This window comes from Rhizobium pisi (assembly GCF_003938655.1).
GTDB lineage: Bacteria > Pseudomonadota > Alphaproteobacteria > Rhizobiales > Rhizobiaceae > Rhizobium > Rhizobium pisi.
On sequence record NZ_RJJT01000038.1, the window covers coordinates 22,049 to 37,596 of the forward strand.

The 15,548-nt window shown below is 55.9% G+C and carries 11 protein-coding genes and 2 pseudogenes; 8 read left to right on the forward strand and 5 right to left on the reverse strand.

Annotation, left to right across the window (positions count from 1 at the left end; genetic code table 11):
• Positions 1-6 precede the first annotated feature (6 nt).
• Positions 7-1,269 (reverse strand): fumarylacetoacetase, encoded by a 1,263-nt coding sequence (gene fahA, locus EFD55_RS31445; protein ID WP_125850846.1) that lies wholly within the window; start codon positions 1,267-1,269, stop codon positions 7-9.
• A gap of 30 nt (positions 1,270-1,299) precedes the next feature.
• Positions 1,300-2,664, reverse strand: a complete 1,365-nt coding sequence (hmgA, locus tag EFD55_RS31450) for a homogentisate 1,2-dioxygenase (protein WP_125850848.1) — start codon at positions 2,662-2,664, stop codon at positions 1,300-1,302.
• Between the two features lie 97 nt (positions 2,665-2,761).
• Here hmgA and maiA point away from each other — a divergent pair, with 97 nt between their 5' ends.
• Positions 2,762-3,397, forward strand: coding sequence for a maleylacetoacetate isomerase (maiA, locus tag EFD55_RS31455; RefSeq protein WP_125850850.1), 636 nt, complete (start codon positions 2,762-2,764; stop codon positions 3,395-3,397).
• 52 nt (positions 3,398-3,449) lie between these two features.
• Complete coding sequence (locus EFD55_RS31460; protein ID WP_125850852.1) at positions 3,450-3,908, forward strand: MarR family winged helix-turn-helix transcriptional regulator; 459 nt, start codon at positions 3,450-3,452, stop codon at positions 3,906-3,908.
• A 140-nt stretch (positions 3,909-4,048) separates the two neighbouring features.
• On the opposite strand, the gene EFD55_RS31465 is transcribed toward EFD55_RS31460, so the two are convergent.
• Positions 4,049-5,488 carry an APC family permease gene (locus EFD55_RS31465; RefSeq protein ID WP_125850854.1) on the reverse strand — a complete coding sequence of 480 codons (1,440 nt, stop codon included), beginning with the start codon at positions 5,486-5,488 and terminating at the stop codon, positions 4,049-4,051.
• A 159-nt stretch (positions 5,489-5,647) separates the two neighbouring features.
• On the opposite strand from EFD55_RS31465, the gene EFD55_RS31470 reads away from it, so the two are divergent.
• Together EFD55_RS31470 and EFD55_RS31475 are read left to right on the forward strand one after the other, a co-directional pair.
• Positions 5,648-6,553 carry an IclR family transcriptional regulator gene (locus tag EFD55_RS31470; protein ID WP_245438673.1) on the forward strand — a complete coding sequence of 302 codons (906 nt, stop codon included), beginning with the start codon at positions 5,648-5,650 and terminating at the stop codon, positions 6,551-6,553.
• Positions 6,554-7,055: 502 nt separating this feature from the next.
• Positions 7,056-9,245 (forward strand): methyl-accepting chemotaxis protein, encoded by a 2,190-nt coding sequence (locus EFD55_RS31475; RefSeq protein WP_125850856.1) that lies wholly within the window; start codon positions 7,056-7,058, stop codon positions 9,243-9,245.
• 391 nt (positions 9,246-9,636) lie between these two features.
• On the opposite strand, the gene EFD55_RS31480 is transcribed toward EFD55_RS31475, so the two are convergent.
• A complete protein-coding gene (locus EFD55_RS31480; protein WP_125850865.1) occupies positions 9,637-11,037 on the reverse strand; it encodes an ISKra4 family transposase in 1,401 nt (466 codons plus the stop codon).
• Positions 11,038-11,227: 190 nt separating this feature from the next.
• Positions 11,228-11,953: a plasmid pRiA4b ORF-3 family protein gene (locus EFD55_RS31485; RefSeq protein WP_125850858.1), complete on the reverse strand. Its 726-nt coding sequence runs from the start codon at positions 11,951-11,953 to the stop codon at positions 11,228-11,230.
• A 389-nt stretch (positions 11,954-12,342) separates the two neighbouring features.
• On the opposite strand from EFD55_RS31485, the gene EFD55_RS31490 reads away from it, so the two are divergent.
• The 4 genes and pseudogenes from EFD55_RS31490 to EFD55_RS34030 all read left to right on the forward strand — a co-directional run.
• Positions 12,343-12,861, forward strand: a complete 519-nt coding sequence (locus tag EFD55_RS31490; RefSeq protein ID WP_092577462.1) for a hypothetical protein — start codon at positions 12,343-12,345, stop codon at positions 12,859-12,861.
• A gap of 605 nt (positions 12,862-13,466) precedes the next feature.
• Positions 13,467-14,255 (forward strand): annotated as a pseudogene (locus tag EFD55_RS31495) (IS66 family transposase); the annotation flags it as partial.
• A gap of 83 nt (positions 14,256-14,338) precedes the next feature.
• A complete protein-coding gene (locus tag EFD55_RS34240) occupies positions 14,339-15,286 on the forward strand; it encodes a GNAT family N-acetyltransferase (RefSeq protein ID WP_125850859.1) in 948 nt (315 codons plus the stop codon).
• A 38-nt stretch (positions 15,287-15,324) separates the two neighbouring features.
• A pseudogene (locus EFD55_RS34030) lies at positions 15,325-15,420 on the forward strand (DNA mismatch repair protein MutT); the annotation flags it as partial.
• Positions 15,421-15,548 lie beyond the last annotated feature (128 nt).

Below are 15,548 nucleotides of genomic sequence, written 5' to 3' on the forward strand. Positions count from 1 at the left end.
TCTTCCTTATCGAGCGTAGGGATCGGAAAGCGCAGGCAGGATGCGACCTGTACAGTCGCCAAATCCAATCGTGTAACCGTCGCCCTTTGCGTGTCCGCGCAGGATGATCGTGTCGTGGTCGTGGAGGAAGCTGCGCGTCTCGCCGCCGTTCAGCACCAAGGGTTCCTTGCCGCCCCAACTGAGTTCGAGAAGCGAACCGCGGCTTTCCTTACTCGGGCCGGAAATCGTCCCTGAGCCGAGGAGATCGCCGCTTCGCATGGCGCAGCCCGATGTCGTGTGGTGTGCGAGCTGCTGGGCAGCCGAATAGTACATCTCGCGGTAATTGGTGCGAGAAATCACGGTTTCGCCGGCAGACTGAGGCGTCAGCGCGACCTCCAAGTCAATGTCGTAAAGCAACGGTTCTGCTTCCACGAGATATGGAAGCAACGGCACTTCGCGTGTAGGGGTCGAAACCCGGAAGGGCTCCAATGCCGCCTTCATGACGATGAAGGGCGATATTGTGGTTGCTGTTGCCTTGGACTGGAACGGGCCGAGCGGCTGATACTCCCATGCCTGGATATCGCGGGCAGACCAGTCGTTCAGCAGCACGTAGCCAAAAATCATTGCATCAGCTTCGGCCACCGTCAGCGGTTGTCCATTTTCTGAAGGAGTGCCTATTATGGCTCCCATCTCCAACTCGATGTCGAATCTCTGCGAAGGCGCAAAGCGCGGTGCCTCGTCGTTTGGCCCTTTTATCTGCCCCCAAGGTCGACGGACATCCGAGCCAGAAACAACCACGGATGAGGCGCGGCCATTATATCCGATAGGGATGTGTAGCCAGTTGGGCGGTAGTGCGTTCTCGGGTCCCCGAAACATGGTCCCGACATTGAAGGCATGATGCCTTCCGGCGTAGAAGTCTGTGTATTCAGAAACTTCAAGTGGCATGACGAGCTTGGTACCGGCAAGCGGAACTAAATGCGGTTCGATAAGAATGCGTTCAGGCGCGCCGGTGGCGAGCAGCCTTTGTACCTGCGCGCGCAACGCCGCCCACACAGCTGGACCCGCTGCCATGAACCGGTTCCAGTTCGGCCCATTCAACAGTGGGCCACCGTCGAGTACAATGTGTCCCGCGCTTTCAAGACTTGCGAGATTGAGGAGGTGATCCCCAATCGGCATTGCGCAGTGCCGCGTGTCGTCGCCTGTCGCAAAGACGCAGCAAGGCAGGTTATTAAGGGGGAAAGGGCAGTCGGAAAAATTGGCACTGTCCACCCAGCTCAGCAGTAATGGCATGTAAAAATCCGTTGGTTGCAGCCGTGACAATCAGTTTTTGATGCCGGGCGTGCCGTCGAACTTCTTTTCGAGGCTGTCCCAGCAATCAATGTAATCGTCTTGGAGAGGGGCACTGTGCGCAGCCCATTCGGTCAAGTGCTGGGGAAAGCGCGTCTCGAACATGAAGCTCATTGTTTCGGCCTGAAATTGCGGCACCATCGGCTCGTTAGAGCCGTGTTCGAAAGCGTTCCGGTCCGGCCCATGTGGCAGCATGCAATTGTGCAGGCTCATCCCGCCGGGTGCGAAACCTTGCGGCTTGGCATCGTAAACTCCGTAGATATTCCCCATCAGCTCCGACATGATGTTCTTGTGGTACCAAGGCGGGCGGAACGAATGCTCGGCCACCATCCAGCGCTCTCGGAAAAGCACAAAATCAATATTTGCTGTGCCTTCCTGCCCGGATGGCGCCGTCAGAACCGTGAAGATAGACGGATCGGGGTGATCGAAGAGGATGGCGCCTACCGGTGAGTAGGTCCTGAGATCATATTTATACGGGCAATAGTTTCCATGCCACGCTACGACATCGAGCGGAGAATGGTCGATCCGGGTCTCATGGAACTGGCCGCACCACTTCAAAATAACACGGGAAGGCGCTTCCCGGTCCTCAAAGGCGGCGACGGGGCATTTAAAATCCCGTGGGTTGGCGAGGCAATTCGCGCCGATCGGGCCACGGTTAGGAAGATCGAACTTCTGGCCGTAATTCTCGCAAACGAAACCACGGCACGGCCCTTCAAGCACCTCAACGCGATAGACAAGGCCGCGCGGGAGAATCGCGATTTCCTTCGGCTCGAGATCGATGATGCCAAGCTCGGTGGAAAATCGTAGACGTCCTTCCTGCGGCACCACCAGCAGTTCACCGTCGGCGGAGTAAAAATATTCATCCGTCATCGATTCTGTCACGAGATAGACGTGGTTCGCCATCCCGGTCTGAGTATTGACATCACCGGCCGTGGTGACCGTGCGCATTCCTGTCACCCATGTAAGCTTTTCCGTCGTATGAGGGATAGGATCCCAGCGGTACTGGCCAAGCGAAATGACGTCAGGCAGGATATGCGGCGCAGATTTCCAATGCGGCACATCGATCTTTGCGAACCGTCCGGCGTGTTTTACAGAGGGGCGGATGCGATAGCACCACGTCCGCTCGTTTTGACCGCGCGGCGCTGTAAAGGCGGTACCCGATAGCTGCTCGGCATAGAGGCCATACGCACACTTCTGGGGCGAATTCTGCCCCTGTGGCAAGGCGCCGGGTAAGGCCTCAGTTTCGAAATCATTACCGAAGCCGGGCATGTAACCTTCATGCGGGCGAGCATTTTTCAAGTCATGGGTGACAAGCTGTGAGGTGGCATGCTGGTTCATCGTCAGCTCCGCATTGGCGTCCATCTTGGTCTGGCAAATTAGTTGCATCTGTAACTTTGTCAAGTTAGAGTTTGACCGACGACAAAGGGATTTTGCGATGCCGACGGAAACGATTTTGAATGATTACTGGCGTTCTTCCTCCGCCTATCGGGTGCGCATCGCGCTGAACCTGATCGGTGAAACCTACCGTGCCGATCCGATCGACTTGTTAAACGCCGAGCATCGCGAACCGGCTTATCTGATACGTAATCCGCAGGGGTTAGTCCCCACCCTGGAGATCGATGGGGTTGTTCTGACGCAGTCTCTGGCAATCCTTGAATATCTCGACGAAACCCGTCGCACGGGCTGGCTTCCAGAGAAGCCAATCGAAAAGGCACGCGTGCGTGCGCTTTCCTATGCGATTGCCATGGAAATCCATCCCGTCTGCAATCTGCGTGTCGCGCGCTATGCGACCTCGCTCAGCGGGACGAGCATGGAAGACTGGATGCAGCATTTCATATTGGGCGGGCTCAAGGATTTCGAGGCTATGCTCGAACTTGGCCCGAGTGGTCTTTATTGCCACGGAGACATGATCAGCCTCGCCGACATTTGTCTCGTGCCACAGATCTATAATGCACGGCGCTGGGGCGTGGATCTTCATACCTTCCCCAAAACGATGGGAATCTCCGCCCGGTTAGAGGCGCTTGATGCCTTCGCCGCTGCCCATCCCGATCGGGTGCGTCCGGCGGGGTGACATCTGACGTCGCCTGTGGCAAAGGTTCCCTCCTATCATAAGGGACCAAAGCATGGCGGAACAGGACGCGGCAGAACATAGCTCGGAACCCGAATTCGACCTCGAGCAGTTTCTACCCTATCTCCTTAACCAGGCAGCTGAAGCAACCTCGCGCGATTTCGAGAGCGTCTACCGCGAAGTCTATGGCATGACGCGGGCGCAATGGCGGGTTATGGCAAATCTCGGCAAATTCGGCTCGATGACAGCACGCGACATTTGTGCGATCTCCCATATTGACAAGACTAAGGTAAGCCGCGCGGTTACAGCGCTGGAAGCCACGCAAATGCTCGTCCGCAGTCCCAGCGAAGACGACCGCCGGGCTGAGTTTCTTTCGTTGACTGAGGGAGGGATGAATGCTTTCCGCGACCTCGGTCGGCAAGCGCGCAAATACGATGCCAAACTCAGGTCAGATCTTGGTGAGCGGGTCTCGGCTGATTTGAAACGCGTGCTGACCATATTAATGCGCCGGTAGTTATGCTCCTCCGCGTGGTCAATATATTCGAAAGCTCCAGCACGAAGTGCACAAAAAAAGGCCCTGCGTTGCCGCGGGCCTAGGACTTGACGTGAGCGATTTGGGGTGGAGGTGAGAAGTGTCACCTCCACTGGGATAGGTCAGACGGGGTCTGTCGAAAGGGCTACGACCAGTCCCGGCCGCGTCTTTGCCCGAATGGCACCTATTACGGCAGCGACGAGGATGAGCGAGGGGAGCGCGATGGCGAGCGGTCCAGAGGCTCCTGTCAGAATGTCGAACCCGCTGACACCGAAATAACCGACCAGCGCAAAACCGATTGCCGCGAGAGCTGGCATCAACTTGGTCTTAATCGGTTGGCCGGGTTCCAACTCTGGATTTTGCACGAAGAATACGATGACTGCGATGCAGACTAGTAGCATCAGCGTGATCACGCAGATAACCGCGATATTGGCAATCCAGGCGAACAATGTAAGGAGAGGGTCCATACCGAACGCCGCAAATGTCCCAATGACAGCCATCGCAATGACGGTCTGTAAGATGGTGCCCCGATAAGGGCTCTGATAGCTCGGATGCGTCTTGCCAAGCCAATGAGGCATCATACCTTCCTTGCCGAGGAAGTAAAAATAGCGGGCAACGTGATTGTGGAACGCCAGCAGGCAGGCAAAGACACTTGTCACGAAGAGAACGCGCATCATGTCGGAGAGAATGCGACCGCCGAACTGGTCAGAAATGTTAAAGACGAATTGAACCGGGTCCTGAAGTTGCTTGAGCTGGTCGACAATCGTGGCGGTACCCGCTGCCTCGACAATCCAAATTGCCGACAGTGAATAGAAACCGCCGATCAAAAGGACCGATGCATACGTGGCACGCGGGATAGTGACCCGCGGATTGTGCGCCTCGGCGCTGTAGATGGTCGTGGCTTCGATGCCAATGTAGCATCCAAACGCGAACACAAAGGTGACCCCGAGCGCCGCGCCGCTTGGCATGCCAGACAGCGAAAGCGGTGCCAGCGAAAACCCGCCAGGTACGCCCTGGTGCACGATCAGGATATCAAGAACGAAGACAACCGCGAATTCCGCTAGCACGAGAAGCGCCAGAACTTTTGCCGAAAAGTCGACCCGGCGATAGGCGAGAAAGCCGATGATCAAGGACGCCCCAAGGCTGTAAACCCACCAGGGTAGGTCTATGCCGACGGAGGTCTTTATGAGATCGGCGGTGACCGGACCGAACATCCCGGACATCCCGATCTGCATGCAGTTATACCCAAGAAGGGCGACCAATGCCGCTGCGCCTCCCAGTGTGGGACCTAGGCCGCGTGTGATCATGGTATAAAAAGCGCCGGAATTTGGCACGTAGCGCGACATGGTTACGTATCCGACGGAAAACACGAGAACCAGTAGCATCATGAGTATGAAAGCCGGAACGATGGCTGTACCGTTGCCGAAGAGAATGGCAACCGGCAAGATCCCGGCCATATTGGTCAAAGGCGCGACGGCCGATATGACCATCAGTGTGATGGCTGCGGCGCCGAGCGTCCCGGTGCGTAGTCCGTTGTCTGTTACTTTCTGTGAATCTGACATGTAGCTCCCCTACAGGTTGGTCGAGCGGCTTCATTGGTTCATTATTATCACCGTCGGTTATTTTATTCTGACGTAGGTTTGAAACTTGTCAATAGGAAGTTGGTGAGCCGTAACTCAGCGAATGTGGATCGTTTTCCGAGTATGCTCGTGACTTGAACGATGGCTGCGGATCGCTATTATCAACAACGCATCGGTATGGATCCTCCTACGACCGGTTTGCGAAATTCGCCTGCACGCAGAATGGACCTGATTTTGGACGCGCCGAAAAAGACGACGAACACGATGAAGACCGTAGATAAGGCCTTCAATCTACTAAACTATTTTACCATTTCGGAATCTGAATTCGGCCTTAGCGAACTGGCACGTAAGGCAGAGCTCGACAAGGCGACGACGCTGCGCATCTTAACGTCTTTAATGAAGCACGGCTTCATAGAGCAGGTCGATTTCAGCAAGAAATACCGGCTAGGGGCAAGCGTACTGAGGTTCGCGAAAATTCGTGAAGCAACTTTTCCCATCGCTTCGACGGTGCAGCCGTGGGTGGACTGGTTGGCCGAGCAAACATCAGAGACCGCCCACGCCAGCCTTGCATCAGAAGACGCGCTAACCACAATCGCCATAGCGGAGCCTGCCCGCTCGACGCGGGTGTTTGTCGATCTGTCCCAACCGCTCCCGTTTCACGCGACGGCATCCGGCCTTGCCTACCTTGCCTTCGCGCATCCCGATGTCGCTGAAGCAGCGCTGGCTGCCGACGCGTTTCCCCCGCACACCGATCGCACACCGCGCACAGCCGATGAGATGCGGGAAATGATCGCAAAGGTCCGACAGCGCGGCTATGCCGTTGGTCGTCGCAGCTTCGAGACCGAAGTGACGGGTATAGCTGCGCCGATCTTCAACGCCGCCGGCCATGCTTTTGGTGCAATCGCAGTCGCGTCGATAGCCTCGCGAACCTCTGAGGAAGTCGAAGTGTCGATCGCGCGCCACGTTGTGCGCGCCGCAATAGAGGTCAGCCGCGCCCTCGGCGCCGATTCCCACCCATCTTTGCTGGCGGCTGACAAGGCGCTCTAATGTCCGATTTCGCCCAATATTTTAGCTGAACCAATTTACTTCGGTGACTGCTGGATTGCTTTCTCAAGGATAAAATAACAGCGAAGGAAAGACGTCACCTGCAAGGTGATTCGATTCATGCCACTTGATGATTGGGTCTCGAATACATCGTTCTCAAAAAGGTAGTGAACGGCGTTGCCCCGAAGGGATTATACATTGATATAAAGTCCGTATCGGGCAGATAATACTAGACAGAGCGCCAGCTCCGCCTAAGGGAATCAGCTTTGCTATATTTTCATCTAAATGTTTGAGATAAAATTCAAGTGTTACTACCGGCATTGATCTGATGGTTGGGACTGCTGTCGCCACTCGCCTGGCGGACCAAGCTTTTGGACAATCGGCATTGTTGACCCTCTATTAGTATTTAGGAACTATAGATTAGTTACAAACGCAACTATAGAGCCTTCGCCGGCCCTGAGTGCTGACTCAGAAAATGCGACTGGCCGTTTCTTCGGGGAGTGCAATGTTCCGATCTGCGACACTCAGAAACACCTTCTCCATTGTCGGACTAGGATTGGCATCAACTCTTGCTGTGGCGGGCGCGCTGTTCCTGACCTCATACGAGCGCGCCTACAACCAAAGCATCGAGAAGGTTTCAACTGAGGCGAATGCAGTCGCCTTCCAGGTCGAATCTGAACTTCGTGACGCCTATAAAACGGTGTTCGACCTCAAGACCGCCCTCTTGCAACTGCAGAAGCACGCAAACGGAGGCAGCCGCGCGGTGGTGGACGACATTTTGTCGGAAACCGTTGTAAACAACCGTCTTGCTTTCGCGGCTTTCACCGTCTGGAACGCAAATGCTTTCGATGGACGCGACGCGGAGTTTATCGGCAAGCCGCTTCACGACCAAACCGGCCGTCTGGTACCTTATTTCTTCCGAGAAGGTACGGGGGTCGGAAGCATGGTCACTCCAGGCTACGATGACCCCCAACTAGCCGGCGTTGTGGGAGCGCTGCCAGCAGGCAAGGCGATACTTTTTGACCCTTATTTGTATCCGATCGGGGACAAGAAGTTGCTGATGACGACCGTTGCCATGCCCCTGCACATCAACGGCAAAAGCGCAGGATCACTTGGTATGGATTTCGATCTCGAGACCATTGCCACTCGCCTCGCCTCTGCGAAACCGATGGGCGTCGGCCACGTGATGCTGGTTTCTAGCGGCAAGACATTTGTTGTCAACTCGGATCCGTCGCTGCTGACAAAACCCCTTTCCGACGATCACAGAAACGGTCAGTCATTAAATTATTTGATATCTACGGAGACCGGCTACGCCGAAACGATAGGACAGAACGGGGCTCCTGACATTTCCGTTTCCAAACGGATCAGTCCGTTCGACGACGCCACAATGTACGTCATTGTCTCCGTTCCAAAATCGGTTGTATTAGCTGATTTGTACCGCATGATCATCACGTCCACCGCGACGATTGTAGCATGTGCAATTGTCATGTGTCTTGCTGGCTGGCTCGTGGCTAGACGCTTCAGCAAGCGCATTGCTGGCGCCATCAAGGAGACCACGGAACTGGCGCAGGGCAACTTTGATGTGGTTCTGTCTGACATTAATACGAACGATGAAATCGGTGATCTGGCACGCGCGCTGGAGATCCTTCGCAAGGCCGGCAGACGAAAGATCGAATTGGAACGTGAATCCGAACTATCGCGTGAGCAACAAGAGATCGAACGGCTTGAACGCGAGCGTATTTCTCAAGCACAGGAAGCTGATGTTGAGTTTGCGGTTCAGGAACTCGCGACTGGGCTTAAGAAACTGTCCGGTGGCGATATGACCGTTCGGTTGGGTCGGCCATTTACTGCATCCCTTGATCCGATCCGTCTCAATTTCAATCGTTCTGTTGAAACCCTCGAAGATGCAATGCTTGCGTTTTCTGAGAACGCGGCCACGATCCATGGGGGTTCAGAGGAGATCCGGAAGGCTGCGGACCATCTGGCCGGTCGAACCGAGCAGCAGGCAGCGTCCGTCGAAGAAACTGCGGCTGCGCTTGCCGAAATTACTAACTCGGTCAGAGACTCTACGTCACGTGCTGAAACGGCTGGCAAGCGCGTGGCGCAGACGCGGGAACGGGCGGAGCAATCCGGTGTTGTTGTCCGTCGCGCGGTCGACGCCATGGGTGCCATCGAACGATCTGCAGGCTCGATCTCGAACATCATTGGAGTGATCGACGAAATTGCATTCCAGACGAACCTGCTCGCGCTGAACGCCGGTGTAGAAGCAGCTAGGGCTGGCGAAGCTGGCAAGGGGTTTGCGGTAGTTGCGCAAGAAGTGCGCGAACTGGCGCAGCGTTCCGCGCAGGCGGCCAAAGAGATCAAGGCTCTAATTAACACCTCGAGTAGTCAAGTCGTGGAAGGTGTCTCACTGGTCGGGCAGACCGGCGAGGAGTTGGAGACGATCGTACAAGAAGTTCAGGAGATCAATCGCCATGTGGAGGCGATAGTGCTTGCCGCGCGTGAACAGGCCGGCAGCCTCCAAGAGATCAACACTGCCGTTGGCCAGATGGATCGAATGACCCAGCAGAACGCAGCCATGGTTGAAGAATCCAATGCGGCGACCCACACGCTTGCTAGCGAGGTGAGAGCCCTGACGGATCGTATCAATCAGTTTAGACTTAGCAGCAACGATGCAATTCGCACGGCCGCGTAGAAGCTGGTAGCGTGCCAAAGGAGTCTTCAGAGTCATTCCTGATCGGCCACGCCGACAGCATCTCCAGTAACGTGAAATCACCTTAGGTTTGCTCACGCAGCGCCGGCGTGGAATCGGCGGAAAAGATAGTGCAGCTGGCGAAACGCGAGGCGGTGTTCGAGGTAGTCTGCGGCTTCTAGTTTCGGAGGCCGCAGCCCCGAGTGCAGCCGTCGTGGCCATCACCGCATATTGGGAGAGGTACAGACATAACGCTGCTTTCCATCAACCGCACTCCGCGTGGCTCTGAAGCCGATTGGCCAAGCTTCCTTTGGATCATCGACAATCGCACGCGGCTTCGTCCAGATACTACGGTATTCACCGATATTGGGGAGCATGAGGATTTGTGGGGTGGTCATGCGGCGCGAGCGGTTTCTCTGTACTCGTGATTGTCGTTCGACATGCCGGGATACCACTTACGAAAGGTCGAACGAAGGGAGCCGTCAAGCGTCTGCGTGCGGGTTTGCAGCAGAAGATGAGCGCCGACTTTGCTCCATTGCATTTGCTGCTTCTTGGCGAAACGCTTGGAAATGACGGCATTGACGGTTGCCTCGACGAAAGCAGAAGAGATGCGTTCACCGGACCGGTAACGCTCGCCGTAGTTGATCAGGCTTGCATTGTTGGAGGCGATGTAAGACCTGAACTCGCTGATGGTGGTCAAGAACTTGCGCATGTTGGGATAGCCCGTTTCAAGAGCTTCCGCATCAAATTGCAGTTCTGCGATTTCCTCGCGCGCACGATAGCCGTTGCCATGCCAGAGATGCCATTTGATTTTGCGTAGGCCCTCAAGCAGATCCTGCCCAGCCTGCTCGTCGTAGTTTTCGAGCCCCTGCGCGAACTGGCGAAGGACCGTGATGCGCATGGTGACGTGGAACCAGTCCAGGACATGCTCGCTCGCCGGTGCGATCATTTCGGCAAGCGATCGAACCTCTTCACCGCCATCGGTGATGAAGGTGATATCCTGATTGGCCTGAACACCTTGCTTTTTGAGATGGTCGAGTATGCGGCGTTGCGGCTTGCGATCATGACCTTGGACGAAGCCGATATAGCGTGGATCACCGTCGTCGGGTAGCGAACGACCGACGATCAGTTCGAAATTCTTTTTGCGGTTATCGCGGTCTCGGATGTAGCCGCCATCCAGACCGATAACGATGCGGCCATCCGGAATAGGCAGGTTCATCCAGTCATGCGGGCAGGCATCCTGCATAAAGGACACCCGTTCTTCGGTCAGCTCCCGCTCGATACGACGTGCCGCGCGCAACGCATGCTGGCGAACTGTCGTGGCATTGGCACCGCAATCGATCGACAGCACATCGGCCAGCAGCTCCGCGGCGGCGGCATAGGGCACAAGGGAGGCCCACCGGGTCTCCAGATAAAGGCGTTCGGGTGCGATGTGGTCGGGGATCAGTTCCCGCAGCGGTGAGATCGTCGCAGGACCGTTCGCGCCTTCAGCCCTTGGCAGATAATAGCGCGGGCTCTTCAGGCGTACGTCACCAAACAGGGTATGGAAGGTGACGGGGTAGCTGCCTTTGCTTCGCAGACGGCGGCCATCCCTGTCGCGATTTTCACTGAGCCACGATTCTACCTGCGTCTCCACCATGACTTGCTGCAGTTTTGCAAGGAGGGTCTTTGCCTCCGACAACGACAGGCCAAGATCTTCGGGCCTTTTCGTCACCTTCACCAGATCGGCGACTGTGTCGATCGCGACAATCTCGCTGTCGTCGTTCAGCATTTGCAATATCAGTCGTGCACGCATGTCGTCTTCCCGCATCAAATCTTCCACAACAGCCGTCATGGGAACCTGATGTTCGCAAAACTCCGTCTCCGCACTTCGGTCGTGCCGGAAACAGCGATAGAGATCATCGGTTAGCAATCCGCAAATTCTTCAGTGAACTGGCAAGACTTCGACGGGGTCACGGCCCCGGCCGCCCGCGCAGAATGAAACATCACATCTGTTGATGCATAAGGCTGAGATGTTCACCGCGTTGCAGGCGTTCATTGGTTTTCCGGCGTTCGAAGTTTTCTCCCAGGCAGCTTGCGCGCTGCTTCAGTCTCTCCAGGGCGGCGCGCAGTTCATCCCCGCGATCCGGGTCGTCCAGCATCGCAAGGGATTTTGTTTCGGTGACTTCTTGCAGAAACGCGGTCGTGATCACCAGATCGTTCATCGTCTCGTAGCCGAAGGCGTTGTCCTGTCGCCACATCAATGCTTCCGGCCCACCGCACTCCTCCGTCGGGCAGTCGCCGTCTCCTCCCGCGCATGCCGGATAGTGAGCGCCCGGTTTGACTGACTGGCGCTCCTCCAGCCGGATTTCATGCTCCCAGGGAATGTTGAGGTCGTATTCATACAGGAATCGGATGCCCTTGCGCAGCTTCAATTCGCCAAGCGACATGGCCGAGGATCGGGCTCCAGTTTCCCACGAGCCATACCGTGCAGTGTGAATGATGAATTGGTAAAGGTGGATGCCTTCCCATCCCATCACGACCTGAAGGACGCCATGAAACTCGCGCAACTTCATTGTCGAGGCAACCTGAACCCTGCGCCATACCATCGGGCTCACGCCCTTTAGCCAGATGCGGAATTGCAGGACGAAATCCTCATCCTCCGAAATTGCCGTCTGTTCAGCAGTTTTCCCTGCCGCTCGTTTTGCCCTCTGCACATCCGCCGGTCCCATCGAAATTCAATGACGGCGACATACTTCGTTCTATCCCGCCCCACAAATGCTTATGCTCCCCGAAGGGGCTGGAAATGGCACTGGCGATCGGCACGCGACAACGTGAAACCGGCCTGATCCGGTCGCGGGAGGTGGCCGGCTGGTTGCGCCGAGCTTGCTCCACCGCGAGGATTTCGAGAATCCGGACGCCAGAGATAATGGTGGCGATCGTTACAAGGAAACATCGCGCCATTTGCGAGGAAAAATAGTAGAAAGGCGATTTATTCTCGCTTTTATATTCACCATGACGATTTTCGGACGTAAAAATCCCTGTTTGTCGATTTCTTATCGTTTGAAAGGAGGGGAAGAAGCAAGTATTTCTAGGGGACCCAACAAAAGAGGATTTGACGATGCATACCAAACGCCCTCGCGGACGGCCTGCCGGTTCCGGCATCGATGACAGTCGGTTTCTCAATGAAGTCGCCGATCTCCTGCTTGCCAACACCCGGCTGAAGCCTACGACGGCGATGCGTCGGGTCATCACAACGCGTAAAGGTGCCTGGATAGCCCATTCGGAAGAGGCCATGCTTCGCCGCCTGCAGGATAAGTGGAAGGCCCATAAAGCCGTGTTCACAGCGGAAGCTCAGCGTCGTCAGCAGCCTAGCGTGACGATTTCGGACGTGATCGAGGCGGGGATCGCTCTACACGCCGCTTACCGGCGCATTATGACGCCAGAGAACATCGAGAAAGCAATCCGCACGATTAACGCGGTCAACGAGCGGATCAGGGAGTTCGCCGAACCTTTGACCCGCCTTCAGCAGCATCCCATGTTTCGACCCGAAAACCTGCAGAAATTTGCTTACGCGGCAGAGCGGATAAGAGATATGGATCGTGTCTCACTTCAAATATCTCAGGCCAGGCTTCGGTAAAACACCAGCTGCCTCGCCCCTCACGCGCGTCAAGGCACGCTCCGCTCTTCGGCCTAGACCCGCGCTCGCGGCTGCGTCGGGGGCTTGGGAACAGCGAGCCTACTTGTGGGCTCGCTGCCCCGCGATTTACGGGGTGTCGCTTTCAGTTACCGATTACAAATGTCAAAACGCCCTGCACTGGTTGGGGCTAGCGGCCACCATCGGCCCCGATTTCAGCTAAGAATTTCAATTTCGGCTTTGAACTACTAGAGCGGTAAAGAGCCTTGGATAATCGCGAATCTCTGAGGGACGATGGTTGCTTGCGCGACGCCTCGAATGCAAAGCTCCGGAGCGTTTTCGTAGGCCGACTGATAGACTGAAGCTCCCGCTCCCCGCGATTTTTGGCGCACGTCGGTGCGTCCGATTTTCAGCAAAGCGCTGCAATTGCAATCGGTAACTGAAATCGACACCGAATGTGCCCCATGTACGCAAATTCGTACGTGGGGCAAAATCGGTGGCAGGGTTTCAGCGTCCCCGCCTAGAAAGTGTGCATAACCGGGCGCGTTGAATCCTGTTCGTCGGCGCAGGGATTCCTAAGACGGGGCAAATCATGATTCGGTCCAGGGATGGCAAAGAGACGGCTCCCCTCCCCCGAGCATGCCGACACGCTTTCACTGAATGCGTTGCGCAGTCTGGTGACGGGCTTGTTGGAGCGGTCGCAACAGGCGGAAGTGCGGCTGGAGAGGCTCGAGGCCGAGACTATTCAGCTTCGCGAAGAAAACGCAGCCCTTCGGCTGGAAAACACCCGGCTGAAAGTCGAGAACCAGTTGCTGCGTGACGAGATTGCGCGATTGAAAAACTTATCCCCGCGACCGCCGTTTCGCTCCTCTGGGATGGAGAAGGCGACGGATGCCACACCCGGCGACAAATCGGTATCGAAGAAGAAACCGCGCGGTCCGAAGCTGGATGTCAAGCGGGTGAGCCGGCAGGAGATCCTGCGCGTCGATGCTCCTGATGGATCGCGCTTCAAGGGATACAGAAGCTTCTACGTTCGCGACCTGGTGCTCAAGGCGGAGCTCGTGCATTACCGTCGTGAATGCTGGGTGACCCCGAATGGAAAGACGGTACTGGCAGCCTTGCCCGCAGGGATTATGGGTGGCTATGGCGCCAACCTCAGACGGCTTTGCCTGATGCTCCACGCACATGGACAAGTGACGACCGCCCGGCTGACGACATTGATGAACGATATCGGTCTCGATATCTCCAAGCGGCAGATGGTGCGGCTTTTGACAAAAGAGCTCGATGGGTTTGTTGCCGAGGACGCGGCGGTGCTGCATGCCGGTCTTGTATCCTCGCCTTATGTGACGGTCGACGACACTGGCGCGCGGCATTCCCATAATATGTATTACCTCACAGGTTTTTGTCGCATGACCTCACCTTGAAGTCAGGTTTTCTGGCAACTGGTCGAGTAGTCAATGATTTCTGCGGAGGCCTGATAATGGCAGATGAGATCGATATAGAGTTGTTTCGGCAACTTGAGCAGGAGTTACACAGGCCAGATATTCGGTCGTCCCGGGAAGCTGTCTCCGCGCGGCTTGCGGACGACTTTCTGGAGTTTGGCAGTTCTGGAAGGGTCTATGACAAGCATCTCACTACCAATTCCCTAGCTCAGGAAGGGCCTTCAGATCGTGTCACGTTGCCGGAGGTTCGCGATTTTACCGCCCGGATAATCGCCGAAGATGCGGTATTGGTCCTGTATCGCAGCGTGTGGCAGGCGGATGGTGGCCTTCCCGAGAGAACAACCCTCCGAAGCTCCGTATGGAAGCTGATCGATGGCCGATGGAGAATGGCCTTCCATCAGGGAACAATCGTGCCAACAGCTGTGCTTCGCTCAGCTCCTGCTATTCCGGGACACAACGTTCTCCTTCGAACCGCCACCTCTAATGACATCGAGGCCCGCCTTGCCCTCGGGAACGACCCTGAGATTATTCAGATGTTCGGGATGAGCAAGACGGCTGTGAAACCCATGAGCCGGGATAAGGCAACAGGGTGGGTTCAAGGCATCATCAGCAACCCGTATGCTTGGGTAATCGAGGTGAATGGCAAGTTTGCTGGCGAAATCAGGCTGGACAGGGTGGATCGAACCGACAGACGAGCGTCCATGGCAATCGGGATGTATGATGCAAACATCCTCGGTAAGGGATATGGGAGCGAAGCTATCCGACTCCTTTTGCAATACGCTTTCGGTGAACTGCACCTGCATCGCATCAGCGTTCGCGTGCTCGCATATAACGATCGGGCTATACGCGCTTACAAGAAATGCGGTTTCATTATCGAGGGGCGGGAGCGGGAAGCAGCTTTTGTCGATGGATCATGGCACGACGACTTAATAATGGGAATTGTTGATCGCGAGTTTCTGAAGCAGCCATCCTCAACTCCTCGCTGATTCAAATTCAAACAGCCGGTTGGAAGAAGGGACATGCTTTGATCGAGAAAGCCCTGATCTATGCTACCTCTTCCCGAGGGCTTCTGGTGTTTGACGAACCCGATTTTCCTGAAGTTCCCCTACAAGTACCGGGAGTGTTAGCGGTCGTCTAAAACTGCGGGTATTCGGTGCCGAGGCTTTCACGAGTTATGTTTTTGGCCGTCGATTTCACTGGTGATCATCGCAGCTGAGTTGGCTTTGAAGCTCGGTCTGGATCTGGACG

What these genes read in the sequence shown, in the direction of transcription:
- fahA (WP_125850846.1), bottom strand. Translation starts at nt 1,269, where the DNA reads ATGCCATTACTGCTGAGCTGGGTGGACAGTGCCAATTTTTCCGACTGC.
- hmgA (WP_125850848.1), bottom strand. Translation starts at nt 2,664, where the DNA reads ATGAACCAGCATGCCACCTCACAGCTTGTCACCCATGACTTGAAAAAT.
- maiA (WP_125850850.1), top strand. Translation starts at nt 2,762, where the DNA reads ATGCCGACGGAAACGATTTTGAATGATTACTGGCGTTCTTCCTCCGCC.
- EFD55_RS31460 (WP_125850852.1), top strand. Translation starts at nt 3,450, where the DNA reads ATGGCGGAACAGGACGCGGCAGAACATAGCTCGGAACCCGAATTCGAC.
- EFD55_RS31465 (WP_125850854.1), bottom strand. Translation starts at nt 5,488, where the DNA reads ATGTCAGATTCACAGAAAGTAACAGACAACGGACTACGCACCGGGACG.
- EFD55_RS31470 (WP_245438673.1), top strand. Translation starts at nt 5,648, where the DNA reads ATGGCTGCGGATCGCTATTATCAACAACGCATCGGTATGGATCCTCCT.
- EFD55_RS31475 (WP_125850856.1), top strand. Translation starts at nt 7,056, where the DNA reads ATGTTCCGATCTGCGACACTCAGAAACACCTTCTCCATTGTCGGACTA.
- EFD55_RS31480 (WP_125850865.1), bottom strand. Translation starts at nt 11,037, where the DNA reads ATGCGTGCACGACTGATATTGCAAATGCTGAACGACGACAGCGAGATT.
- EFD55_RS31485 (WP_125850858.1), bottom strand. Translation starts at nt 11,953, where the DNA reads ATGGGACCGGCGGATGTGCAGAGGGCAAAACGAGCGGCAGGGAAAACT.
- EFD55_RS31490 (WP_092577462.1), top strand. Translation starts at nt 12,343, where the DNA reads ATGCATACCAAACGCCCTCGCGGACGGCCTGCCGGTTCCGGCATCGAT.
- EFD55_RS34240 (WP_125850859.1), top strand. Translation starts at nt 14,339, where the DNA reads ATGGCAGATGAGATCGATATAGAGTTGTTTCGGCAACTTGAGCAGGAG.